Origin of the sequence: Campylobacter sp. CFSAN093249, from assembly GCF_011067895.1 — a bacterium.
Classification (GTDB): Bacteria; Campylobacterota; Campylobacteria; order Campylobacterales; family Campylobacteraceae; genus Campylobacter_D; species Campylobacter_D jejuni.
In genome coordinates, this window is sequence record NZ_JAAMWM010000005.1 from 215425 (window position 1) to 238553 (window position 23129).

Annotated in this window: 23 protein-coding genes; 17 read left to right on the forward strand and 6 right to left on the reverse strand. The window is 29.2% G+C overall.

The genetic code is table 11. From position 1 onward, the window contains the following. Nucleotides 1–148: 148 nt before the first annotated feature. On the reverse strand, nucleotides 149–1474 hold the full coding sequence (locus FBF10_RS04930) for an apolipoprotein N-acyltransferase (protein ID WP_002853913.1): 1326 nt from the start codon (nucleotides 1472–1474) through the stop codon (nucleotides 149–151). Here FBF10_RS04930 and yajC point away from each other — a divergent pair. From yajC to FBF10_RS05005, 15 genes are read left to right on the forward strand one after another with little or no spacing between them, the layout of a single operon-like run. Beyond that, nucleotides 1447–1719, forward strand: coding sequence for a preprotein translocase subunit YajC (gene yajC, locus FBF10_RS04935; RefSeq protein WP_002786346.1), 273 nt, complete (start codon nucleotides 1447–1449; stop codon nucleotides 1717–1719). The genes FBF10_RS04930 and yajC overlap by 28 nt on opposite strands. After that, nucleotides 1712–3292, forward strand: a complete 1581-nt coding sequence (secD, locus tag FBF10_RS04940) for a protein translocase subunit SecD (RefSeq protein WP_002888322.1) — start codon at nucleotides 1712–1714, stop codon at nucleotides 3290–3292. The genes yajC and secD overlap by 8 nt, the downstream gene beginning before the upstream one ends. Beyond that, on the forward strand, nucleotides 3292–4263 hold the full coding sequence (gene secF / locus FBF10_RS04945; RefSeq protein WP_002853635.1) for a protein translocase subunit SecF: 972 nt from the start codon (nucleotides 3292–3294) through the stop codon (nucleotides 4261–4263). The genes secD and secF overlap by 1 nt, the downstream gene beginning before the upstream one ends. A 9-nt stretch (nucleotides 4264–4272) precedes the next feature. Beyond that, on the forward strand, nucleotides 4273–6702 hold the full coding sequence (leuS, locus tag FBF10_RS04950; RefSeq protein ID WP_002867194.1) for a leucine--tRNA ligase: 2430 nt from the start codon (nucleotides 4273–4275) through the stop codon (nucleotides 6700–6702). Next, nucleotides 6699–7211 carry an LPS assembly lipoprotein LptE gene (gene lptE / locus FBF10_RS04955; protein WP_002860199.1) on the forward strand — a complete coding sequence of 171 codons (513 nt, stop codon included), beginning with the start codon at nucleotides 6699–6701 and terminating at the stop codon, nucleotides 7209–7211. Before leuS ends, lptE begins: the two co-directional genes overlap by 4 nt. Beyond that, nucleotides 7195–8592 (forward strand): hypothetical protein, encoded by a 1398-nt coding sequence (locus tag FBF10_RS04960; RefSeq protein ID WP_002856019.1) that lies wholly within the window; start codon nucleotides 7195–7197, stop codon nucleotides 8590–8592. Before lptE ends, FBF10_RS04960 begins: the two co-directional genes overlap by 17 nt. Continuing rightward, nucleotides 8558–9742 carry a folylpolyglutamate synthase/dihydrofolate synthase family protein gene (locus FBF10_RS04965; RefSeq protein WP_074468975.1) on the forward strand — a complete coding sequence of 395 codons (1185 nt, stop codon included), beginning with the start codon at nucleotides 8558–8560 and terminating at the stop codon, nucleotides 9740–9742. Before FBF10_RS04960 ends, FBF10_RS04965 begins: the two co-directional genes overlap by 35 nt. After that, the gene (locus FBF10_RS04970) at nucleotides 9729–10631 is read left to right on the forward strand and encodes a M23 family metallopeptidase (RefSeq protein WP_002853442.1); all 903 of its coding nucleotides are present in this window, start codon (nucleotides 9729–9731) and stop codon (nucleotides 10629–10631) included. Before FBF10_RS04965 ends, FBF10_RS04970 begins: the two co-directional genes overlap by 14 nt. Beyond that, nucleotides 10568–10963, forward strand: coding sequence for a polymer-forming cytoskeletal protein (locus FBF10_RS04975; protein WP_002859143.1), 396 nt, complete (start codon nucleotides 10568–10570; stop codon nucleotides 10961–10963). The genes FBF10_RS04970 and FBF10_RS04975 overlap by 64 nt, the downstream gene beginning before the upstream one ends. Beyond that, nucleotides 10963–13908 (forward strand): DEAD/DEAH box helicase, encoded by a 2946-nt coding sequence (locus FBF10_RS04980; protein ID WP_165433899.1) that lies wholly within the window; start codon nucleotides 10963–10965, stop codon nucleotides 13906–13908. Before FBF10_RS04975 ends, FBF10_RS04980 begins: the two co-directional genes overlap by 1 nt. A 1-nt stretch (nucleotide 13909) precedes the next feature. Next, on the forward strand, nucleotides 13910–14671 hold the full coding sequence (locus FBF10_RS04985) for an ATP-binding protein (RefSeq protein WP_002856328.1): 762 nt from the start codon (nucleotides 13910–13912) through the stop codon (nucleotides 14669–14671). Continuing rightward, complete coding sequence (locus tag FBF10_RS04990; protein ID WP_002852847.1) at nucleotides 14668–15354, forward strand: endonuclease III domain-containing protein; 687 nt, start codon at nucleotides 14668–14670, stop codon at nucleotides 15352–15354. The genes FBF10_RS04985 and FBF10_RS04990 overlap by 4 nt, the downstream gene beginning before the upstream one ends. After that, a complete protein-coding gene (gene thiD / locus FBF10_RS04995) occupies nucleotides 15351–16163 on the forward strand; it encodes a bifunctional hydroxymethylpyrimidine kinase/phosphomethylpyrimidine kinase (RefSeq protein WP_002869542.1) in 813 nt (270 codons plus the stop codon). The genes FBF10_RS04990 and thiD overlap by 4 nt, the downstream gene beginning before the upstream one ends. After that, nucleotides 16153–16785 (forward strand): thiamine phosphate synthase, encoded by a 633-nt coding sequence (gene thiE, locus FBF10_RS05000; RefSeq protein ID WP_002856400.1) that lies wholly within the window; start codon nucleotides 16153–16155, stop codon nucleotides 16783–16785. Before thiD ends, thiE begins: the two co-directional genes overlap by 11 nt. Next, nucleotides 16763–17392, forward strand: coding sequence for a uroporphyrinogen-III synthase (locus FBF10_RS05005; protein WP_002856298.1), 630 nt, complete (start codon nucleotides 16763–16765; stop codon nucleotides 17390–17392). Before thiE ends, FBF10_RS05005 begins: the two co-directional genes overlap by 23 nt. Here FBF10_RS05005 and FBF10_RS05010 read toward each other — a convergent pair. The 5 genes from FBF10_RS05010 to fliW are packed head-to-tail and all read right to left on the reverse strand — an operon-like array spanning nucleotide 17389 to nucleotide 19916. Beyond that, a complete protein-coding gene (locus tag FBF10_RS05010; protein ID WP_057033281.1) occupies nucleotides 17389–17841 on the reverse strand; it encodes a hypothetical protein in 453 nt (150 codons plus the stop codon). The two genes, FBF10_RS05005 and FBF10_RS05010, sit on opposite strands and share 4 nt — an antisense overlap. Further along, nucleotides 17838–18500 (reverse strand): hypothetical protein, encoded by a 663-nt coding sequence (locus FBF10_RS05015; RefSeq protein WP_002858296.1) that lies wholly within the window; start codon nucleotides 18498–18500, stop codon nucleotides 17838–17840. The genes FBF10_RS05010 and FBF10_RS05015 overlap by 4 nt, the downstream gene beginning before the upstream one ends. Then, nucleotides 18497–18799 carry a type II secretion system protein gene (locus tag FBF10_RS05020; RefSeq protein WP_002853046.1) on the reverse strand — a complete coding sequence of 101 codons (303 nt, stop codon included), beginning with the start codon at nucleotides 18797–18799 and terminating at the stop codon, nucleotides 18497–18499. Before FBF10_RS05020 ends, FBF10_RS05015 begins: the two co-directional genes overlap by 4 nt. Continuing rightward, complete coding sequence (locus FBF10_RS05025) at nucleotides 18796–19527, reverse strand: pyrroline-5-carboxylate reductase (protein ID WP_002859150.1); 732 nt, start codon at nucleotides 19525–19527, stop codon at nucleotides 18796–18798. The genes FBF10_RS05020 and FBF10_RS05025 overlap by 4 nt, the downstream gene beginning before the upstream one ends. Beyond that, on the reverse strand, nucleotides 19527–19916 hold the full coding sequence (fliW, locus tag FBF10_RS05030; RefSeq protein ID WP_002852982.1) for a flagellar assembly protein FliW: 390 nt from the start codon (nucleotides 19914–19916) through the stop codon (nucleotides 19527–19529). Before fliW ends, FBF10_RS05025 begins: the two co-directional genes overlap by 1 nt. Nucleotides 19917–20076: 160 nt before the next feature. Here fliW and FBF10_RS05035 point away from each other — a divergent pair, with 160 nt between their 5' ends. Both FBF10_RS05035 and lon read left to right on the forward strand, forming a co-directional pair. Continuing rightward, nucleotides 20077–20724 (forward strand): outer membrane protein assembly factor BamD, encoded by a 648-nt coding sequence (locus tag FBF10_RS05035; RefSeq protein ID WP_002877748.1) that lies wholly within the window; start codon nucleotides 20077–20079, stop codon nucleotides 20722–20724. A gap of 16 nt (nucleotides 20725–20740) precedes the next feature. Then, nucleotides 20741–23116, forward strand: a complete 2376-nt coding sequence (lon, locus tag FBF10_RS05040) for an endopeptidase La (RefSeq protein ID WP_002853487.1) — start codon at nucleotides 20741–20743, stop codon at nucleotides 23114–23116. Nucleotides 23117–23129 lie beyond the last annotated feature (13 nt).

A 23129-nucleotide genomic window follows, 5' to 3' on the forward strand; every position in this document is an offset into this window, starting at 1 on the left:
ATTTTTCAATATCCCTCATAAATATAAAAGTTAGGAAGGAAGCTAAATTAATTTAGCTTTGGGGTAAAAACCCCTCTAAGTCAAAATATTGTTTGACAGAATTATAATATAAAATAACTTAAATTACTTTAAAATTAAAATTTTAATATTATTTTTTATCATTAAATATTTCTTTGGATAAATTTTTCCAATCTTTGCTTAAAAGCTTTTTAGGGAGTATAACTATATTCTCTTTGCCATTTGTAGCATGATAAACACTAACCCCATATTTACTTGCATAAAATTTCATTAAGAGTTGCTGGAGTTTGTATTCGCTACTATTATTAAACCAAGCATTGTTGCTTAGGGCTATAATAATTTGTGAATTTTGATAGTTTTGTTCTTTGGTAGCTTCATAACAAATTGCATTTGTGATAATTTGATTATCTAATTTATATTTGCTTTGTATAGGACCTTTGGAAAATTCTTCAATATTTTTGAGAAAATATTTTTTTGTTAAGTCTTTAAAAAATGGAATTTCTTCACCAAAGGGAACTAAAAAATGCTTATTTAAAATATAGACATTGCCTTTTTTAAAGATATAAGTGCTATTGTAAGTATGTTCTTTTTCAACATGAAATGCTCCTGTAATAATGGTGATTTTATAAGATAATTCTTTAAGCATGAGCTCATATTTGGTATTTTTTAAATCAAAAGCAAAAGCGGTTTCAGGCAAGATTACAAGTTCTTTTTTTTCATTTATAGCTTGAAGTATATCTTGAATTAAGATATCAGAATTTGATTTTAAATTTTCTTGTAAAAATTTTTGATTTTGAGAGATATTAGTATTGATGAGTTTGTAGTTTAAATTAAGAGTTTGAGCTTGTTTTTCATTATATTGAAATCCACTAAAGAATAAAATAAGAACAATCGCTATTTTATAATATCTTGATATATAACCCTCATAGATGAAATATGCTATTAAAAATATGCAAATAATACCACGATAACTTGGGTCAAAAAAACCATAAACTGTAAAAATTCCCCAATTAAGCCAATCAAATCCTAAAGGATGGATAAAACTTATGCAAAAAATTCCACAAAGCCTTAAAAAATCAAATTTTAATAAATAACATAATCTAAAAAGTAGTCCATAAATAAAACCAATGATAATTGGTATAATTGGTACTAAATAGTTTAGATTAAAATAAATTGAAGATAAACCAATCCACCAAAACCAAAGAATCCCTACAAAAAAACCTATCCAAAAATATTGTTTAGAATTTTTACTTTTTAGAAGTAAAACTAACCCCCAAATAGCTAAAAATGGGCTAATGGTTTGTGTAAAAATATTTTCAAAAAATGATAGATAAATAGAATTTGAAAGTAAAATTGCAATAAAAAAGACTTTTATTATTTTAAAAATGATAGAATTAGTGTTTAATTTTTTTGGAATAAAGGAAAAATATGGCAGAAAATTCAATTTTAACTTCATTGTTACCTCTTGTAGTGTTATTTGCAATTTTTTATTTCTTGGTAATTAGACCACAACAAAAACAAGCAAAAGCACATAAACAAATGCTTGAGTCTTTGCAAAAAGGAGATAAAATCATCACTAATGGCGGACTTATTTGTGAAGTCGTAAAACCAGAGGAGGATTTTATCAAAGTTAAGCTTAATGAAGACAATGTTACTGCAAAAATTTCAAGAGAATTTATAGCAAAGAAAATTGATGCGTAATTCTAAAATCAATTATCGCTTGATTATTTTTATGGCGGTATTTATTTTTGGAGTGGCTTTTTCACTCCCTTCTTTTTTGCAGTCAGAACGTGGTGCGAAGATTAATTTAGGGCTTGATTTGCAAGGTGGGCTTTATATGCTCTTAGGTGTAGATAATGAAGAAGCTGTAAAATCTAAAATAAAATCAATTGCATCTTCATTGAGTTATTCTTTTAATAAAGAAAATATTTTAAATGATGGCTTAAATACCCATGATGATATTTTAGAATTTACTTTGCTTGATAATGCAGATATTGCAAAAGTTGAAAATTTGCTTAAAGAAATAAAAGGAATTAATATACAAAGTGAAAATATGCACTATAAAATTTCTTTTACCTCAGAAGAAGTAAAAAATATAGAAAATTTTGCACTTTTGCAAGCAGTTGAAACCATAAGAAATAGGCTTGATCAATTTGGTTTAGCAGAGCCAACAGTTGCTAAACAAGGTGATGATAAGATTTTGGTTGAACTTGCAGGGATTAAAACCAAAGAAGATGAACTAAGAGCAAAAGAACGCATCACAAAAGCAGCACATTTGCAACTTATGGAAGTTGATGATTCTAAAATGGGTCAAGCTTCTACAATGAGTGATGCTGAGGCTGCGAGTTATGGACTGATTTTAGTGCCTGATTCTAGAAATCCAAATTTAAAATATACCTTAAAAAGTATACCTATTTTAGATGGATCTATGCTTACTGATGCTAGAGTAGGACTTAGCGATAAGAGTAATTATCCTGTGATTAATTTTACTTTAAATGCCGAGGGTTCTAAAAAATTTGCTGATTATACAGGAGCAAATGTTGGAAAGCGTCTTGCTATTGTACTTGATAATAAAGTATATTCTGCTCCATCTATCAATGAACGCATAGGCGGAGGTAGTGGGCAAATCAGTGGAGCTTTTACTCAAGAAGAAGCACGCGATGTGGCGGTAGCTTTAAGAAGTGGAGCTTTGCTTGCGCCTGTAAAATTACTTGAACAAAGAAGCATAGGACCATCTTTAGGTGCTGATAGTATTAAAATGAGTATGATAGCCTTAATCGGTGCATCGGTTTTTATTGTAGTATTTATGATGATGTATTACGGTGTGGCAGGAATTTTTGCAAATATTGCAATGCTAGTTAATGTTTTGGTAGTAGTTGCCGTTATGGCTATGTTTGGAGCAACTTTAACTTTACCAGGGATGGCAGGACTTGTTTTAACTGTGGGTATGGCAGTAGATGCAAATGTGATTATCAATGAGCGTATACGAGAACTCTTGCGAGATGGAGTAAATATAAGAGTTAGTATAGAACAAGGTTATAAAAATGCTATGAGTGCGATTATAGATTCAAATATCACTTCTTTGGTTACTTCGGTAGCACTTTATGCTTATGGAACAGGAGCAGTTAAAGGTTTTGCTGTGACTTTGGGAATTGGTATCGTTGTTTCTATGATTACAGCTATTTTGGGAACTCATGGAATGTTTGATTATTTTATGCAACGCATAGAAAAAAGCAATAATGCAAGATTTTGGTTTGGCTATAGGAGAAGATAATGCAGTTTTTTAGCGAAAAGAAAATTTATGATTTTATGAGAATGCGTTTTGCTGCTATTTCTCTTTCTTTTATTTTGTTTTTTGGTTCTATTTATTTGCTTTGGGATAGGGGTTTGCAATATGGCATTGATTTTAGCGGAGGAACTTTAGTTCAGCTTAAATATGAAAATGCAGCTCCTATAACACAAATTCGAGAAATTTTAGAAAAACAAGGAACTTTTCAAAATTTATCTGTAACTGAATTTGGAAGTAATGAAGAAGTAACCATACGCTTTTTAGGAAGTAATGATAATGTAAGCAATGATATAGGCGAGCATATAAGCACTCTTTTAAAGGATACGGGAAAATTTGAAGTGCGTCGTGCTGATGTGGTAGGTCCAAAAGTAGGTGATGAACTTAGAAATAAAGGACTTATGGCTATAGCTGTATCTTTGATAGCAATTTTAATTTATATAGCGTTGCGTTTTGAGTGGCGTTTTGCTCTTGCGGCTATAATCAGTGAAATTCATGATGTTGTGATTACTTTAGGGGCAATTTCTTTATTTAAAATTGATGTCAATCTAGATACCTTGGCTGCTGTTTTAACTGTGCTTGGGTACTCTTTGAATGATACAATTATTATTTTTGATAGAATCAGAGAAGGCATTAAAACAAGTAAAAAAACCGAACTTGCACCTATTATCAATGAAAGTGTTTCAGCAACTTTATCAAGAACGGTTTTAACTTCAGGGTTGACTTTAGCAACCGTTGTGATACTTTATTTCTTTGGCGGGGAAATGATACAAGGATTTTCTTTGGCTTTAATTGTAGGTATTATAGCGGGAACTTTAAGCTCTATCTTTGTTGCAAGTCCGACATTATTATGGTTTAAATTTAGTGTGCTTGAGTTTAGAAATAAAGAAATTGAAAAAGCAAAAAGAAAACAAGATAAAGAACGCAATCGTGCAATGTATGAAAAAGGAACAGTGTAAGGAGAATTTATGGCTTATGAAGCAAGTTTAATAGAAAAAAAATGGCAAAAAATTTGGGATGAAAATGAATATTTTGAGCCAAAAGATGATTTAAATTTGCCTAAAAAATATATTTTATCGATGTTTCCTTATCCTAGCGGACGCATTCACATGGGGCATGTAAGAAATTATACTATAGGTGATGTTTTAGCAAGATATTATCGCAAGATAGGTTTTAATGTTTTACATCCTATAGGTTTTGATAGTTTTGGTATGCCTGCTGAAAATGCAGCTATTAAACATAAAATTCATCCTAAGTCATGGACTTATGAAAATATAGCTTATATGAAAAAAGAACTTTTTTCTTTAGGTTTTTCTTTTTCTAAAAAAAGAATGCTTGCTACTTCAGATCCACTTTATACAAAATTTGAGCAAGAATTTTTTATTAAGATGTTTGAAAAAGGTTTGATTTACACTAAAGAAGCAAATGTAAATTGGTGTGAACAAGATCAAACGGTTTTGGCTAATGAGCAAGTTGAAGACGGAAAATGTTGGCGTTGTGGTCATGAAGTAGTGCAGAAAAAAATGCCAGGTTATTATGTAAAAATCACTGCTTATGCTGAGGAACTTTTAAAAGATTTAGAAGAATTAAAAGATAAATGGCCTAATCAAGTTTTAACTATGCAAGAAAATTGGATTGGTAAAAGCGAAGGTTTGGAATTTTCTTTAAATTTAGACGAAGAAAGCAAGCAAAAAACCAAAGAAAGTTCTTTAGAAGTTTTTACTACAAGAGCAGATACAATTTATGGAGTTTCGTATATCGCTTTAGCTCCAGAACATAAGATTGTTCAAAATTTGCTTTCACAAAATTTATTAAATCAAGATGTATTAAATAAAATCAAAGTTATTCAAAATCAAAGCCCAAGAGAAAGACAAAGTTCTGAAAAAGAAGGTTATTTTTTAGGAATTTATGCCATTCATCCTTTAAGCGGAGAAAAAATTCCTTTATGGGTGGCTAATTTTGTCTTGGCTGATTATGGTAGCGGAGCGGTTATGGCTGTTCCAGCTCATGATGAAAGAGATTTTGAATTTGCAACAAAATATAATCTTGCTATCAAACAAGTTATTCAAACTCAAGAAAATTTACCTTATACGCAAAAATCAGGAAAGTTAATCCATAGTCAAGAATTTGATAATCTTGATTGTAATGAGGCAAGATTAAAAATTATTTCTCAGTTTGAAGCTAAAAATATAGGAAAAAGGGTTGTAAATTTTAAAATTCGTGATTGGGGTGTTTCACGCCAAAGATATTGGGGTGCGCCTATTCCTATGATTAAATGTCAAATTTGTGGTATAGTGCCTCAAAAACTAGAAAATTTACCTATTACCCTACCTGAAGATGTGCAAATTACAGGTGAGGGTAATCCACTTGATAAACATCCAACTTGGAAAAATTGTATTTGTCCCAAATGTGGCAAAGAGGCTCAAAAAGAAAGTGATACTTTAGATACTTTTTTTGAAAGTTCTTGGTATTTTGCACGTTTTGCAAGTGATGAGAAAACTTGGCAGGAAAAAGCTTTAGATGAAAAAAGTGTAAAGTATTGGATGAGTGTGGATCAATATATAGGTGGTATTGAACATGCAATCTTGCATTTACTTTATGCGAGATTTTTCCAAAAAGCTTTAAGAGACTTGGGTTATTTAACACAAAATGAACCTTTTGATAGACTTTTAACTCAGGGTATGGTGTTAAAAGATGGTGCTAAAATGTCAAAATCAAAAGGCAATGTTGTAGATCCTGATGAGATTATAGAAAAATACGGTGCTGATACCGCAAGACTTTTTATACTTTTTGCTGCGCCTCCTGCTAAAGAGCTTGAATGGAATGATGATGCGGTTGAAGGGGCTTATAGATTTATTTGTAAACTCTATGATAGGGCGCAAAATGTTAAAAAAGGTGAGCTTGTAGAATTAAAACAAGAAAATTTAAATAAAGAAGAAAAATATGCAAGATTAAAGGTATATGAAGCTTTGAAAAAATCTTTTGAAGTTTATCATCAAAGTTTTGCTTTTAATACTTTAATTGCAGCTTGCATGGAAGCTTTAAATGCTTTAGCGCTTTGTAAAAATGAAGCTTTGGAGCAAGAGGCTTTTTATATTATTTTAAATATTTTAGAGCCTATTATTCCTCATGTTTGTTTTGAGCTTAGCGAGGAGCTTTTTAAATGTAAAAATTTCAAAAAATTAGAACTTAAGGAAGAGGTTTTTGTAAAAGATACTTTAAATTTAGCTGTAAGTATTAATGGTAAAAAAAGGGCTGAATTTGAAATTTCAAGTAGTGCGAGTAAAGAAGAAATTTTAGCTTTTGCAAAAGAAAATACTGCTAAATGGCTTGAAGGTAAGAGTATAGTTAAAGAAATTTATGTGGAAGGAAAGCTAGTTAATCTAGTGATTAAATGAAAAAGATTTTAATTTTTTGTATAGGTTTATTTTTAGGTGCTTGTGGATATGTTCCTACATCAAAAATCGCTAATAATATTTTCGATGAGAAGGTTTATGTTAATGTTGAATTAAGTCAACAAGACCCAAAAAATAGTATCTATGTTGCCGATACTTTAAAAGAAATGGTAATTTCAAAATTAGGGCGTAAACTTGCTTTAAAACATGAAGCTGATGATGTAATCAATGTTAAAATGAATAATTTAGAATTTATTCCTTTAGCTTATGATAAAAATGGCTATGTTATTAGTTATAAAGCTAAATTAAATTTAGATTTTAATGTTGTCTTTAAAGATGGTTCAAGCCAGGCTTTTAGTACAAGTGGAAGTTATAATTTTGAAATTTCTCCAAATAGTATTATTAGTGATTCTGCAAGGTATGAGGCTATTCGAGCAGCTTCAAGCGAGGCATTTGATGAGTTTATTTCCGTAATTGCTATTAAAGGGCAAAAACGTGATTCCAAATACTAATGAAATAGCAAAGCAAACTTTAATTGCATTAAAAGAAAGAAAACTAAAACCAACTCCTGAAAATTATACGGAAATTTTTGAAGAATTATCTTTAAAATATGGTATTACAAGTTCAAATAAGGCTAAACTTGATAAATACAAAACCTTGCTTTTACCGATTTATCAACAAGAATTAAATTCTAAAACTATAAGAAGTTTAGAAGAACTAATTAGTTTTTTAATTTCTGTTTTAAATAGACAAAGCGGAAAACAATTTAGTGAATTTTTTGATTTTTTATATACCATATCTAAAACTTTGCAAATAAGTAAGGATAAAAAGATAAGAGATTTGGCTAAGGTGACTTCGATTAGAATTTCTAAAACTATGGATAGTGAAAGTATTTACTTGCTTACTAAAAAATGGAAAGAGCTTGAAAGAAATTACGATGAAAATGACTTAGAAGAACAAGCTCGCAAATATGGTATTAGTAAATATGATGATTATGATAGCGTGATTAAAAAACTCTTAGTTAAACTTGAAGAGCGTAGTTATGAGCACTTTAGTGAATTATTATGCTTGGGTTTAAATCCTTCATTGGTAGAAGATTTAAAAATTCAAGGTTTTATACAAAATTTAACACAAAAGCCTTTTGTAATAGGCGAAGAAAATTTTAAAAATGAACTAATGGAATTTATAAATCATCGTATAATGGTTGATAATATGTATGTCCAAAAAAATTTAAATTTTTTTAATGATAATCTAAAAAAAATCTATGAATTGCTTGTCTTACTTAATAAATCGAATGAAAAAAATATGGATTTTATCAATACTTTAAAACCAGATGAAAATGGGGAAGTAAAACTTAGTTTTGAGGATTTAAAACTAAAATTTAAACAACTTGGAGAAAAAATTACATCTTTAAATAATCAAATTGAATTCACGCAAAGCTTAGAAGAGAGAGAGGCTTGGAGTGTTCTTAAAGAGCTTGATAAAATGGATGAAAATTTTAATAAGTATAAAGTTAATTATTCTTTAGCTTTATTTTCTATAGTAAATTACCGTTTCATTATGGAAAAATATGGTATGGGAAGTTTGAATGAAATTTTTGTTCGATTTAAAAAAATTTTAAAAGATTCTTGTAGCGAATTTGATGAACTGTGGATGATAGATGAAAAGAGTTATTTGATTGTTTCGCCAGGAAAAAGCAAAGATGAAATTACACAGCTTGTAAATACAAATCTTAAAACTATAGAAAATTTTAGATTTATTTATAAGCAAGATATTATAACTCCTAAAATTCACGTGGCTTATCTTGATAAGCAAAGTAAGCCAAGTATTAATATTTTAGATGAGTTAATAAAGCAAATTGCAGCGGTTAATGAACAATATAATGAAAGTTGAGAATTTTTTAGCTCAAAAAAGTATAAATTACGATAAAATTGATCGTTTTTTGATGTTTAGAATGTATGAAAAATATAAGAAATATTTTAAAAATATTCCCATAATCCAACTTATAGGCACAAATGGTAAAGGTAGCACGGGTAGATATTTAACCCAACTTTTAGAAAATTTAAATTATAAAATAGGGCATTATACTAGTCCGCACATTTTCAGTTTTAATGAAAGATTTTATCTTGATGGTAAGATTGCAAATGATGAAGAATTAGAACAAGCTCATATAAGACTTGAAGAAATTTTTAAACAAGACTTGCAAAAATTAAGTTATTTCGAATATGCTACTTTTTTAGCTATGATTTTATTTCAAAAATGTGATTTTATTGTTTTAGAAGCAGGAGTGGGTGGAGAATATGATGCTACTTCTGTTTTTGAAAGAAGAATGAATATTTTTACAAGAATTGGATTTGACCATATTCAAATTTTGGGCAATTCTTTAGAAGATATTGCAAGAACCAAGCTTAAAGTTATGGCGCCTATAGCACTTATAAGTGATGAGCAAGAGCAAAATGTTTTAAATTTAGCAAAAAAAATTGCTTTTTTAAAAAAAGCTAATTTGCAAGTTTCTTCCTTAAATCCTTTTTTGAAAGAAAAATTTGAGATTTATTGTGAAAAGTTTGTTTTACCTTGTTTTTTAAAGCATAATTTAAAGCTTGCATTAAAGGCTTGTGAAATTTTAACTTCGCAAGAAAAAACCTTAGAAGCTTTAAAAAAGTTACAAGAGTTAAATTTACAAGGAAGATGCCAAGAAATTTCTCCAAATTTTTTTGTTGATGTGGGTCATAATCCCATGGCTGCTAAGGCTATGCTTGATAAATTTCAAGGAGAAAAAATAAATCTTATTTATAATGCTTATTTGGATAAGGATATTTTTCAAATTTTAAATACATTAAAGCCTATTATTGATACAATACAAATATATAAATATAAAAGTGCAGAACGAAAGCTGGCCGATGATGAAATTTATAGTATTGCATCAAAGCTAGGTATACAATGCAAAGAATTTGTAAAATTAGAAGAGAATAAAAAAAATCTAGTTTTTGGTTCTTTTATGCTGGTAGAAAATTTTTTAAAGGAGTGGTGTGGTAAAAAATAAATTCACTATTACCATTACAGATATTAACGGTTCAAGACATTTTTATTTAAATCAAATAATCAAAAAAATAGTTTTTTATACTATTGCTTTTATTGTTTTATTTTTAGTTTTTAGTGGTTTTTATATCAAATATCTCGATAGCAAACTTAGCGATATCAGTGAAAAGCGTGAGGAGCTTTTGAAAAAAAGCAAAGAATTGGAATTATCTAATTCGCAAATGCAAAAAAGCATAGAAGAAAAAACTCAGCAGTATGCAGCTATAGAAGATAAAATAGCTTCTTTTGAAGAGGCTTTGGGCTTAGAAGTAGAAAATAATCTTACAATTAGTGCAAGACTTGATAATCTTCAGCTTACCAATGAGCAGCAACTTGGAATTTTGGGACAAATTCCTAATGGATGGCCTATTGAAAATAAAGGCATTACAGGAAATTTTGGCTGGAGAGAGCATCCGCTTTTAAAAAGAAGGGAATTTCATCCTGGTATTGATTTAAGAGCAGAAATTGGTACCCCTATTTATGCACCAGCAAGTGGAGTAGTGGAATTTTCAGGTTATAGTGATAATGGCTATGGCTATAATGTAATTTTATTGCATAATTTTGGTTTTAAAACAGTATTTGCTCATATGATGCGCAAAGAAGTGGTCAAAGCAGGTCAATTTGTTAATAAAGGGCAGTTGATAGGTTATAGTGGTAATACAGGTCTTTCTACGGGGCCGCATTTGCACTATGAGGTAAGGTTTATTAATAAAACTTTAGAACCTTTGTATTTTTTAAATTTGCAAAGAAAAAATATGAATGATTTTTTTAATCAAGAAAGGAGAGTTCCATGGCAATCTTTAATAAAGGCGGTATCAGCCCAACATCCAGCTCTAGCTCAGAAACAACAGTAATTTCTTCAGGTGCGAGAATTGAGGGTAAATTTTATTTTGCTTCTATGCTCCATGTTGATGGAGAGTTAAGTGGTATTATTCATTCTGAAAGCATTGTGGTTATCGGAAAAAATGGAAATTTAAAAGGTGAATTACAAGCAGATAAAATTGTAGTAAATGGGTGTTTTGAAGGGCAACTTGAGGCTAATAGTTTAGAAATTTTAGCGGGCGGAGTTGTTAATGGTGATATTTCAACGCAAAAAATTTCTATAGAAAATGGCGGTCGCTTTAATGGAACTAGTAAAATTAAAGAAGATACTATCAAACTTATTGAAAATAACAACGAAGAATAATGCAAGCTTCATTTTATGAATACTTACAAAATCCAAAAATTTGTGAACTTTTTCTTTGTAAAGATGAAAAACAAGCAGATTTACTCGCTCAAGTTTCACGATTTAAGGGTTTAAAAACCTTTGTTTTACCTGATTTTAGAGCGCAGTTTGGAGATGATTTAAGGGCTTTTTCTAAAGAACTTTTTGATCTTTGTAAGATTTTAAATGCTTATCATAAAGAAGAAGAAAAAAAAATCCTTATTTCTCCTTTAAATACTGTTTTAAAAAAACTTCCTTCAAAAAAACATTTACAAAATTATCATATCGATAAAAAACAAAATTTTGATTTGAAATGTTTTGAAGATGAAATTTCAAGATTGGGATACGAATTTGTAGATATAGTTCAGGATAAAGGTGAAATTTCAATTCGTGCGGATATTATTGATATTTTTTGTATCAATGAAGAAAATCCTATTAGAATTTTACTTTTTGGCGAAGAGATTGAAAGTATAAGATATTTTGATTTGCAAAGTCAAAAGTCTATTCCTAACGAACTAGAACATTTTGAAATTTGTCCTTTTTTAAAATATTTTGACAAAGAAAATTATGAAATTTTTAAGGACAAATTAGAAGATTTTCAAAGCGATACTTTAATACATGATATCAATTCTTTAGGCTTTTGGTGTATTGATGATTTTTTTGATTATTTGGAGCTTGATTTTTTAGCTTGTGAAAAGTTTGATATTTTTGATATTAATGAATATGAAAAAGATATAAGTTTTGTGAATGCAAAAATTTTACCTCAAGCTAAAAAATTTAAAGAATTGCAAAGTTCTTACAATAAAGATTTTTTTGAATTTCATAAAAATAAAAAAATCACACTTTTAGCTAAAAACGAAGCTTTATTTAAAGCTTTAGAGCTTGAAGATACTCAAAATATCCATTTTGTAAAAAGTGATTTAAGGCTTAATCTTATTAGTCCTGAAGAGCTAATTATTTCTTTAAATCAAAAAGAAAAACAAAAAACAAGAAAAAAAGCTAGTTTGATTATAGATGAGCTTAAAAATGGGGATTATATAGTACACGAAGATTATGGGATAGGTAAATTTTTAGGTCTTGAGATGATAGTGATAAGCGGAGCAAAAAAAGAGTTTGTTGCTATAGAGTATCAAAATTCTGATAAGCTTTTATTACCAGTGGAAAATCTTTATTTGATTGATAAATATTTGGGCGTGAGTGGATCTATTCCAAGCTTAGATAAACTAGGTAAAACAAGCTTTATTAAACTTAAAGAAAAATTAAAGACTAAACTTTTAGCCATAGCTTCTGAAATTGTTATTATGGCGGCTAAAAGATCTTTGGTGCAAGCAAAAAAAATTACAGTGGATTTAAATAGACAGACTGATTTTATAGCTAGTGCGGGTTTTATTTATACAAGCGATCAAGATAAAGCCTGTCATGAAATTTTGCAAGATTTTCAAAGTGGAAAAGTCATGGATAGGCTTTTAAGCGGTGATGTGGGTTTTGGAAAAACAGAAGTCGCTATGAATGCTATTTATCCAGTAGTTAAAAGTGGATTTTGCGCATTTTTATTTGCGCCTACGACTTTGCTTTCTCATCAGCATTATAAAACCTTAAAAAAGCGTTTTGATCCTTTTGATATAAAGGTTTTTAAACTGGATCGCTTTACAAGTAGTGCAGAAAAAAAACAAGTTTTACAAAATTTAAAAGAAAATAAAGCTTGTGTAGTTGTAGGAACTCATGCACTTTTAAGTGTAGAATGTGAAAATTTAGCCCTTGTTATTATTGATGAAGAGCATAAATTTGGAGTGAAGCAAAAAGAAAAGCTTAAAGAAATCACTCAAAATTCACATATTTTATCCATGTCAGCAACCCCTATACCAAGAAGCTTAAATCAAGCTTTAAGTTCTATAAAATCTTATAGTGTTTTGCAAACTCCACCAGAAGATAGAATGGATGTAAGAACTTTTGTCAAAGAAAATGATGACGCACTTTTAAAAGAAGCTATAGCAAGAGAGTTAAGACGCGGTGGGCAAATTTTTTATATTCATAATCATATTGCAAGTATAGAGCAATGTAAAAAGCATTTATTAGAACTTTTTTCTACTTTGCGTATTTTGATTTTACATTCTAAAATCGATGCCAAGATGCAAGAAGAAGAAATGTTGAAATTTGAAAACAAAGAATATGATTTGCTTTTAAGTACCTCTATCGTAGAAAGTGGGATTGATTTACCAAATGCAAATACTATCATAGTAGAAAAAAGCGATCGTTTTGGCATGGCTGATTTGCATCAATTGCGTGGGCGTGTAGGAAGAAGTGATAAGCAAGGTTATTGTTATTTTTTAATTGAAGATAAAAATGTTATTACAAAAGATGCTTTAAAGCGTCTAGTTTCCTTAGAAAGTAATTCTTTTTTAGGCGCAGGTTCTATTTTGGCTTATCATGATCTTGAAATTCGTGGCGGTGGAAATTTATTAGGCGTAGATCAAAGTGGACATATTGAGCAAATTGGATATAGTTTATATCTTAAAATGTTAGAAGATGAACTTAATGCTTTAAGTAAAAATGAAGTGGATCAAAAAGAAAATAAACTTGATTTAAAACTCAATGTTAATGCCTTTTTAAACAGCGAACTTATCAGCGAAGATCGCTTAAGATTAGAACTTTATAGAAGACTTAGCAAGTGTGAGCAAGTTCATGAGGTTTATGAGATCGAAGGTGAAATTGAAGATCGCTTTGGAAAACTTGACATTTATACTAAGCAATTTTTATCTTTGATTATTATTAAAATTTTAGCTTTAAATAAATTTAAAAGTATTAGCAATTATGAACAAAATATTCAATTTACTGCTTTAAATGATGAAAAAGAACTCATCAAGGCAAAAAGCAAAGACGATGATGATATTTTAGAGGCAATTTTGACGCATTTAAGAAAGGCTTAAAATGGATTGGAATAAAACTTATGCAGCAATTTATAGAGCAAGAAAAGACTATTTAAAGCCTATTTTTGAAATCGATCCTATCACTTTAAAAGATTTAGTAGGTATGGAAAGTCAAAAAAAAGCACTTTATGAAAATACTTTAAATTTCATTCAAGATAAGGGAGCAAATCACGCACTTTTATGGGGATCTAAGGGCACTGGAAAATCAAGTTTAATTAAAGCCATATTTAACGAATTTAAAGATCAGGGCTTAAGACTTGTCGAATTAAATAAAGAAGATTTATTTGCCTTAGTAGATATCATCGATGAAATCAGATTAGAAAATTTTAAATTTATACTTTTTTGTGATGATTTTTCTTTTGAGAAAGGAGATGATAGTTATAAATTTTTAAAACCTTTACTTGAGGGAAGCATAGAAAAAGCCCCAAATAATGTAATTATTTATGCGAGTTCAAATCGTAGGCATTTATTAAGTGAAAGTATTGCTGATAATCTTGATACGCAAATTGCACATACAGAACTTCATTTAAGCGATGCTGCCGAAGAAAGATTAAGCTTGAGTGATAGATTTGGTTTGTGGTTAAGTTTTTATCAGGGAAATTTAGAAGAGTATTTAAAGATGATAGATTTTTATTTTAAAGATTATTCTTGCGATAAAGAGCTTTTACACGCTAAAGCTAAAGAATTCGCTACTCTAAGAGCAAGTAGAAGTGGTCGTACCGCAAAGCAATTTTATTTAGCTTTTAAGGAGAATTTTAAATGACTGGAGCACAAATTTTTACCAAGCTTTTAAATTTGGATTTAAATTATCATGATTTTGATTGGCTTGAAAATCAAGGATTGAGTGAATTTGAGCTTTTAATTTCTGTCGTTTTAACTCAAAATACAAATTGGAAAAATGTCTTAAAAGCTTTAGAAAATTTAAAAAAAGAAAATATTGCAAGCTTAGAACAAATCAATACTTTATCCAATTTAGAACTTGCAACTTTAATTAAGCCTAGCGGATTTTATAATACCAAAACTAAGCGTTTAAAAGGTTTGGTAGAAAGTATCATAAACACTTATGAAAATTTAGAAAATTTTAAAACAAATGCAAGCAGAGAATGGCTTTTAAATATCAAAGGTTTAGGTTTTGAAAGCGTTGATAGTATTTTAAACTATCTTTGCAAAAGAGAGATTTTGGTTGTAGATAATTATAGTTTGCGTTTGGCTTTTTACTTAGGTTATGAGTTTGAAAATTATGAAGAATTAAGAGAATTTTTTCAAAGTGACATAGAGAGTGAGCAAGAAAATTTGTATAAAATTTTAGGAAAAAAATGCGAACTTTACGAACTTTATCAAATTTTTCATGCTTTGATTGTAGCTTTTGCAAAACAGAGTTTTAAAGGACAAAAATTAAGCCCTAAGGGTGAAGAATGGATCAAAATTTTAAAGGAAGATTTATGAAAGCAAAAGGAAGTGAACTTATACCTGTTTTAACTATAGCAGGGAGTGATTGTAGTGGTGGAGCAGGGATACAAGCCGATCTTAAAACCTTTAGTGCACACAATCTTTTTGGTATGAGTGTGGTTTTAAGTGTGGTAGCTGAAAATACCGCAAGGGTGATTTCTGTACACGATATACCTACTCAAAGCGTGGATGAACAAATGCTTGCCGTGTTTGAAGATATAGTGCCAAAGGCAACTAAAATCGGAATAATAGGTTCTTGTGAATTAATGAGCTGTGTAGCTAAAAATTTAAGCGAGTTTAAACCTCAAAATGTAGTTATTGATCCTGTAATGTTTGCCAAAAATGGCTATGCTTTAATGCCGCAAGAAAATTGTGATTTTTTCAAACAAACTATAATAAAATTTGCAGACATTCTTACTCCTAATATTCCTGAAGCAGAGTTTTTATGTGGTTTTAAGATCGCTAATGAAGAGCAGATGATAAAAGCAGCTAAGCATTTATGCAGCTTGGGGGCTAAGGCAGTTTTACTTAAAGGCGGACATAGTGAAGCAAATGCCAATGATGTGCTTTATAATGGAAAAGAAATTTATATTTTAAAAGGCGAACGCATAGAAACTAAAAATACTCACGGTACAGGTTGTACGCTTTCTTCGGCTATTGCTAGTAATTTAGCTAAAGGCAAGGATTTATTTCACGCTGTTAGTGAAGCTAAAGAGTATGTAAGAAATGCGATTTATTATTCACTTAATCTTGGAAAAGGTTGTGGTCCTACAAATCATTTTTTCAAGTTTTTAGATGAAAAATAAATTAGATCTTAGCCTTTATTTAGTTGCTTCTCAGGGAAATAAAAGCGAGGAGTGTTTTTTAAATACTTTAGAAAATGCTATAAAAGGCGGAGTAAGTATCATACAACTTCGTGAAAAAGAGCTTAATGCAAGAGAATTTTATAAACTAGGCTTAAAGGTGCAAAAACTTTGCAAGGCTTATAAAATACCTTTTTTGATTAACGATAGAGTGGACATAGCTTTAGCCTTAGATGCTGATGGGGTGCATTTAGGACAGGAAGATTTAGAAGTAAAACTAGCTAGAAAGCTTTTAGGAGATGAAAAAATCATAGGCTTAAGCCTTAAAAAACTAGAACAACTTGAGTTCATACAAGGAGCAAATTATTTAGGTTGTGGAGCTATCAAGGCAACGCCTACTAAAGAAAGTTCGCTTTTAAGCCTTGAGCTTTTAAGCCAAATTTGTGATAAAAGTCCTATAGGGGTTGTAGCTATAGGAGGGGTTGATAAAGCAGTGCTTGATGAGTTAAAGGGTATAAATTTAAGCGGCGTGGCTGTGGTTAGGGCGATCATGGATGCTAAAGATGCTTTTTTGGCAGCTAAAGAGTTAAAGCGTAAAATCTATGAAAATTTACCTCTTAAATGAAACTCCTTTTAAAGGGGTGGAAAATCTTATTTTAAATGAGATTATTTTTTACGATTTTAGTATAGATTTGAGTTTGTATGATGCTTTAATCTGTACTTCAAAAAATGCTTTAAAAGCCTTACAAAATGCAAAAATCACTTTAAATTTTAAACTCAATTTATACGCTGTAGGACAAAGTACAGCTCAATACGCTAAAAATTTAGGTTTTAAAAAGATTAAAATTCCATCAAAGGCTTATGGAAAAGATCTTTTTCTTGAATTTAAAGAGGAATTAAAAACGCAAAAATGTTTGTATTTAAGGGCTAAAAATATTGTTTCAACTTTAAATTTGGATCTTAAAAATGTAGGTGTGGATTTAGATGAAGTGATTGTTTATGAAAATGTTTTTAAAAAAGGTGACAAAAAACTTACTCATCCTGCTATTTTTATATTTACCTCTCCTTTAAGTGTAGAAAATTTTTTAAAATTTTATAGCTTAAAAGAAGAAGATAAGGTTGTAGTTATAGGACAAAGCACAGCAAAGAAGCTTTTAAATTTTAAAAATCTTTATATATGCGAAAATCAAAGTCTTTTAGAGTGTGTTAAGCTTGCTAAGACTTTGGTTTAATTTTTTAAATTCCAAAAATTTTCTTTGGGATAAATGATAATGCTTTTTGTGAGTAAAATTTCATCATTGACATTTTTATCACGATTTAAAGCAATGCTAATGTGGGCTATAATAACACCATCTTTGTTTAAATTTGCATCGGGATTGAAGTTGGAAAATTTAAAATTAACACATTGTGCAATAGGATAAAAATATTTTATTTTAATCAAAGCTTTTGCGTAATTAAAATATATATTATCTAAACATTCTTTATTTTCTTGCTTTGCTTGATATAAAAAATATTTAGAAAATTGTGTTGCATTGTGACTTAAAATTTGAGCTTGAAGGTAGTAATAACTATCTTGGATTATTTTTGGAGTATAGCTGGATATGTTTAAGGTCAAGCTCATCCATAGACTTATTAGTAGTATTAAAAAAATTGTCCAAATTAAAACATAAGATTTTTTCACAGTAAAATTCTTTTTTCAAGGCAATGTTTTGTTTGTCTTTTTAGGCAAATTTTTAATTTATTGTTTTGCAGGTTAAATGAGCTTATGTTTTTAGAAATTAATCCTTGTTGGTTTAATTGTTCATTAAATTTTGGCTTTATTTCATATATAAGTTCTTCATTTTGCAATTTGATAACTAATTGAGCTTGCAAAGGAATAAAACTACCTGTAAAATTTGCAGATATACCATTTTCCAAGATAGATATTTTTTCAATCTTATTAATTTTATAAGCATAGCTAATATGTTCATTGTCGTTATATAAATCTTTTCTATTTTGGAGTTGTGTTTTAAAATCAGAATGAGGTGAATAAAGTGTATGATTATTTTCTAAAATAAGAGCAGAATTAATAAGATAAAGTTTATTATCTTTTAGGCTAATTAACTCATCTTTTAAAAGACATTTTAATGTATTCTGTGAAAATGTAATATTAATACAATTTTGTATTAATTTTTCTATTTTAAGCAAGTTTAAATGTGCTTGAGTGATAAGATTGTTTGTATGTAAAGCAGTAAAATTTAAATGATAAAAATCCATTAAAGGTTTTGAAAGTAAGCTAGTTATAAAAGTAAAAAGTATTAGTGATATTATAAGTTCAAAAAGTGTAAAAGCTTTACTCATTCTTTAAAATAAACGCTATAATTTTGATCTTGAAAGTATAATTTTTGAAATTGAAATATACCATCATTAACAAACTGTTCTTGTAAAACTATAGGTTTTAAGGCTGAAGTTTGAAGTATGATGGTTTTAAAAATAGGCTTTTCATATAATTCTTCTTGAAGTTTATAGAGTCTTTCAAAAATATTTAAATTTTCATAGTTTTTGTAAAGTTGAATATAGTAATAAAAAATGCCAATGAAAATTAAAGATATGATCGTTATAGCACTAATGCTTTCTATAAGTATGAAAGCCTTTTTCATTTAGCGCTGCTAGCATTTATGGCTTCAAAAAAACTTCCGCGAATTCCTTTTTGTTCGAGTATTTTTATGCCTTTTATTGTAACTCCGCCAGGGGAGCAAATATTTTCTTTGATAATAGCTGGATGTTCATGTTCTAGTAAAGCACTAGAGCTTTTAAATAAAGAGCGCGTAAGATTGAGACTAAGTTCTTTTGACAAACCTTCATAAACTCCGGCATTAGCAATGCTTTCTGCTATAAGTGCTAAAAAAGCAGGAGCGCAGCCGCTAATCGCCATAGCTGCATTCATTTGTATTTCATTATCTAATTTATAAGCCGAGCCAAAAGTTTTTAAAATGTCTAAAATTTCATTTTCAAAATGAGAGTTTTTAAGTATATATGGTGTGGTTGAAGCCTTGTATTTAGCTGCTGTATTGGGTATTATTCTAACATAATTTTGAGCTTTGATGGTTTGTAGTTTTTCAAAATCAACATTGGCTAAAACAGAGATTAAGATACGTGCTTGTCCTTTTAGCATTTGAGCAATATTTTCTAAAGCATAAGGTTTAAATGCTAAAATAACATCTTTACCTTCTATGTTAAAATCTTTGTAAAGTAAGGTTTTAAAGCCTTCTTTGGCGAGGGCTTGAAGTTTTTCTATACTTCTTCCTACTATACAAATTTCATAATCATCTTTTAACCCATAGGCTAAGGCTGTTGCCATAGATCCATTTGCAAGTATATAGAGCATTATTTTTTAATATAATTAGCAATTTGATCAGCTTGAAAAAAGTCGGGATAATTAACTGTATCTAGTATCACTTGTACCATAGTATTATTATCAAGATTAATGACTACTGGAGCTAGAAAATTCACTGTCGATTCTTCAATGCTTTTTGCTATGGCTACTATATTAAAAATTTTCATATTAGATTCAGGTGTTAAAGAAAGAAGCTCTTGATAATAAGTTGGTATATCAAATTCATAATCAGGTCTAATCAAATAAGGATTAATTAAAACAAAAGAAAAGTCTTTACCATCAAGACTTTTAAGTCTTACAAATACTTCATCGATAGTTGAAAATTCCATATTTTTGGTTTCTTCAAAACCTAAGATAGGGCATTTAACAGCTAGGGTCATGTTTTCTCCTCAAGTTATAATGTTTAATATTTTAACATAAAATAAGCAATAATCATTCCAAAATTTTAAATTATTTAATTAATTTTATTATAATTTTAGAAGAACATAATTATAAAATCGTTAAAATATAGATTTTTGAGAATATAAATCAAGGTGAAGTATGAAAAAGGGTATTTTTTTATTGGTTTTTTTAAGTGTTTTTTTTAATGCGTGTAGTACGAAAAATGATGAAGGTTTATACAATCTTAGTGCTAGTGAGTGGTATAAACAAATTATTAAAGATTTACAGGACAAGGATTTGGAAAAAGCTGATGATCATTATAATGGTATGGCAAGTGAGCATGTTGCCGATCCTTTATTGGAAACTACTTTAATTATTTTAGCACAAGCTCATATGGATGAAGAGGAATATAAGTTAGCTGAATTTTATTTAGATGAATATAATAAAAAATTTGGAAATTCGCGCAATGCTGATTATATTCGTTATCTTAAAATTAAAGCAAAATTTGATGCATTTGCAGTGCCAAATCGTAATCAGGCTTTAATGCTTGAAAGCCAAAAGGAAATAGATACTTTTTTGAAAGATTATCCTTATACAGAATATGAACCTTTGGTTCAAACAATGCTTACAAAATTTAATTTAGCGGTTTTTTATCTTAATAGTACTATAGAAAATCTATACCAGCGCATAGGGCATGATGAAAGTGCACAAATTTATAAACAAAGACTTCAAGAAAGTGAATTTTATCAGCAAAGTATTATCAAACCTGAGCTTCCTTGGTATAGAAGTATATTTGAAAGATTTTAATAAACAAGGAAAATAAATGCAGATTGAAGAGATACAAAATTATCCAGCAAATTTACCAGTATTGGTTGAAGATGAATTATTTTTATATCCTTTTATGATAACTCCTATTTTTATTAACGATTCATCCAATATGAAAGCTTTAGATCTTGCGATTAAAAATGATAGCATGCTTTTTGTTGCACCTTCAAAGTTGGAAAATGGAAGAAATTTTGATGAAATTTATAATTGCGGAGTGATTGGGACTATCATGCGAAAAGTTCCTTTGCCTGATGGAAGAGTGAAAATACTTTTTCAAGGATATGCCAAGGGTAAAATTATAGAGCAAATTTCTAATAAACCTTTAGAAGCCAAGATAGAACTTATAAAAGAAGACTTTTTAGAAGGAACTAAAAAAGAAGCACTTCTTGAAGTTTTAAAAGAGAAAGTAAAAAATTTGGCAAATATTAGTCATTATTTTTCTCCAGATCTTTTAAGAACAATTGAAGAAGGTTTTGATGCATCTAGGATTTGCGATTTGATTTTAAATACTGTGCGTATTAAAAAACAAGTTGCTTATGAGTTTTTTGTTTTAACAGATCTTGAGCAAAAATTAGTAAAATTAATAGATTTAATTGCTCAAGAAATAGAAGCTAATAAAATTCAAAAAGAAATTAAAAATAAAGTACATTCTCGTATTGATAAGGTAAATAAAGAATATTTTTTAAAAGAACAATTAAGACAAATTCAAAAAGAGCTTGGTTCTGATACGCAAAAAGAAGATGAGGTTAGAGAGTATCAAAAGCGTCTGGAGTTAAAGAAGAAATTTATGCACGAAGACGCTTATAAAGAAATCAAAAAACAAATTGAAAAATTCGAACGCATTCATCAAGATAATTCCGAAGCATCGATGATTCAAACTTACATAGAAACAGCATTAGATGTTCCTTTTGAAAAAATTTCTAAGAAAAAACTTGATATTAAGGAAGTTTCAAAACAGCTCAACCATGATCATTATGCATTAAATAAACCAAAAGAACGCATAGAAGAATATTTTGCAGTTAGGGAACTTTTAGAAAAAAGAAAAATAGCAGAAAAAGATGGTGCTAAAGTTATACTTTGTCTTTATGGGCCTCCTGGCGTTGGTAAAACTTCACTGGCAAATTCTGTTTCAAAAGCTTTAAAAAGAGAGCTTATTCGTATAGCCTTAGGTGGACTTGAAGATGTTAATGAGCTGCGTGGTCATCGTAGAACTTATATAGGCGCTATGCCTGGACGTATTACTCAAGGACTCATAGAGGCAAAACAAATTAATCCTGTAATTGTATTGGATGAAATTGATAAATTAAATCGCAGTTTTAGAGGCGATCCAAGTGCGGTGCTTTTAGAAATTTTAGATCCAGAGCAAAATTCTAAATTTAGGGATTATTATTTAAATTTTAATATTGATTTAAGTAAAGTCATTTTTATAGCAACGGCAAATGATATTAGCAATATTCCTGCACCTTTAAGAGATAGAATGGAATTTATAGAACTTAGCTCTTATACTCCAAGTGAAAAATTTCATATAATGAAAAAATATTTAATTCCAGATGAGCTTAAAAAACATGGCTTAAAATCCAATGAATTATTTATTGATGATGAAACTATAGAGCTAATCATTAGCGATTATACTCGTGAATCAGGAGTTAGAAATTTGCGTCGCAAAGTGGCAGAGTTGTGTCGTAAGAGTGCTAAAAAACTACTTTTAGAAAATATTAAAAAAGTCATTATTAATACAAAAAATTTGAATGAATTTTTAGATAAAAAAGTTTTTGAAATAGAAAAAAATAATGGAGAAAATCAAGTAGGTCAGGTCAATGGTTTGGCTTGGACAAGCGTAGGTGGAGATGTTTTAAAAGTAGAGGCTGTAAAAATTAAAGGTAAAGGAGAATTAACGCTCACAGGAAGTTTGGGTGATGTAATGAAAGAATCAGCTAGAATTGCTTTTAGCATGATAAAAGTTTTAATCGATGAAGGAAAAATAAAAATACCTAAAAAAATAATTATTGATCCTAAAGTTAATGTTTATGATAGTTATAATATTCATATACATGTGCCAGATGGAGCTACTCCAAAAGATGGCCCAAGTGCAGGTATTACGATAAGCACAGCTATTGCTTCTATTTTTAGTGATAAAAAGGTTAAAGCAGATGTTGCAATGACGGGTGAAATAGATTTAAAAGGAAAAGTTTTACCAATAGGCGGATTAAAAGAAAAATTAATTGCAGCTTATAAAGCAGATATAAAAACAGCTTTAATTCCAAGAAAAAATTACGAAAGAGATTTAAAAGATATTCCTAGTGAGGTTAGAGACAATATGGAAATCATTGCTGTTGATACTTTCAGTGATGTTTTAGAATATACTTTGGTTTAACTTTATTTTGAGA

Bases quoted from the DNA above. Each gene is read 5' to 3' on its own strand.
- FBF10_RS05035 (WP_002877748.1), top strand. From the start codon at position 20,077: ATGAAAAAGGGTATTTTTTTATTGGTTTTTTTAAGTGTTTTTTTTAAT.
- FBF10_RS04985 (WP_002856328.1), top strand. From the start codon at position 13,910: ATGGATTGGAATAAAACTTATGCAGCAATTTATAGAGCAAGAAAAGAC.
- FBF10_RS04990 (WP_002852847.1), top strand. From the start codon at position 14,668: ATGACTGGAGCACAAATTTTTACCAAGCTTTTAAATTTGGATTTAAAT.
- lon (WP_002853487.1), top strand. From the start codon at position 20,741: ATGCAGATTGAAGAGATACAAAATTATCCAGCAAATTTACCAGTATTG.
- fliW (WP_002852982.1), bottom strand. From the start codon at position 19,916: ATGACCCTAGCTGTTAAATGCCCTATCTTAGGTTTTGAAGAAACCAAA.
- FBF10_RS04980 (WP_165433899.1), top strand. From the start codon at position 10,963: ATGCAAGCTTCATTTTATGAATACTTACAAAATCCAAAAATTTGTGAA.
- secF (WP_002853635.1), top strand. From the start codon at position 3,292: ATGCAGTTTTTTAGCGAAAAGAAAATTTATGATTTTATGAGAATGCGT.
- yajC (WP_002786346.1), top strand. From the start codon at position 1,447: ATGGCAGAAAATTCAATTTTAACTTCATTGTTACCTCTTGTAGTGTTA.
- FBF10_RS05015 (WP_002858296.1), bottom strand. From the start codon at position 18,500: ATGAGTAAAGCTTTTACACTTTTTGAACTTATAATATCACTAATACTT.
- lptE (WP_002860199.1), top strand. From the start codon at position 6,699: ATGAAAAAGATTTTAATTTTTTGTATAGGTTTATTTTTAGGTGCTTGT.
- secD (WP_002888322.1), top strand. From the start codon at position 1,712: ATGCGTAATTCTAAAATCAATTATCGCTTGATTATTTTTATGGCGGTA.
- thiE (WP_002856400.1), top strand. From the start codon at position 16,153: ATGAAAAATAAATTAGATCTTAGCCTTTATTTAGTTGCTTCTCAGGGA.
- thiD (WP_002869542.1), top strand. From the start codon at position 15,351: ATGAAAGCAAAAGGAAGTGAACTTATACCTGTTTTAACTATAGCAGGG.
- FBF10_RS04930 (WP_002853913.1), bottom strand. From the start codon at position 1,474: ATGAAGTTAAAATTGAATTTTCTGCCATATTTTTCCTTTATTCCAAAA.
- FBF10_RS05025 (WP_002859150.1), bottom strand. From the start codon at position 19,527: ATGCTCTATATACTTGCAAATGGATCTATGGCAACAGCCTTAGCCTAT.
- FBF10_RS05005 (WP_002856298.1), top strand. From the start codon at position 16,763: ATGAAAATTTACCTCTTAAATGAAACTCCTTTTAAAGGGGTGGAAAAT.
- leuS (WP_002867194.1), top strand. From the start codon at position 4,273: ATGGCTTATGAAGCAAGTTTAATAGAAAAAAAATGGCAAAAAATTTGG.
- FBF10_RS04975 (WP_002859143.1), top strand. From the start codon at position 10,568: ATGGCAATCTTTAATAAAGGCGGTATCAGCCCAACATCCAGCTCTAGC.
- FBF10_RS05020 (WP_002853046.1), bottom strand. From the start codon at position 18,799: ATGAAAAAGGCTTTCATACTTATAGAAAGCATTAGTGCTATAACGATC.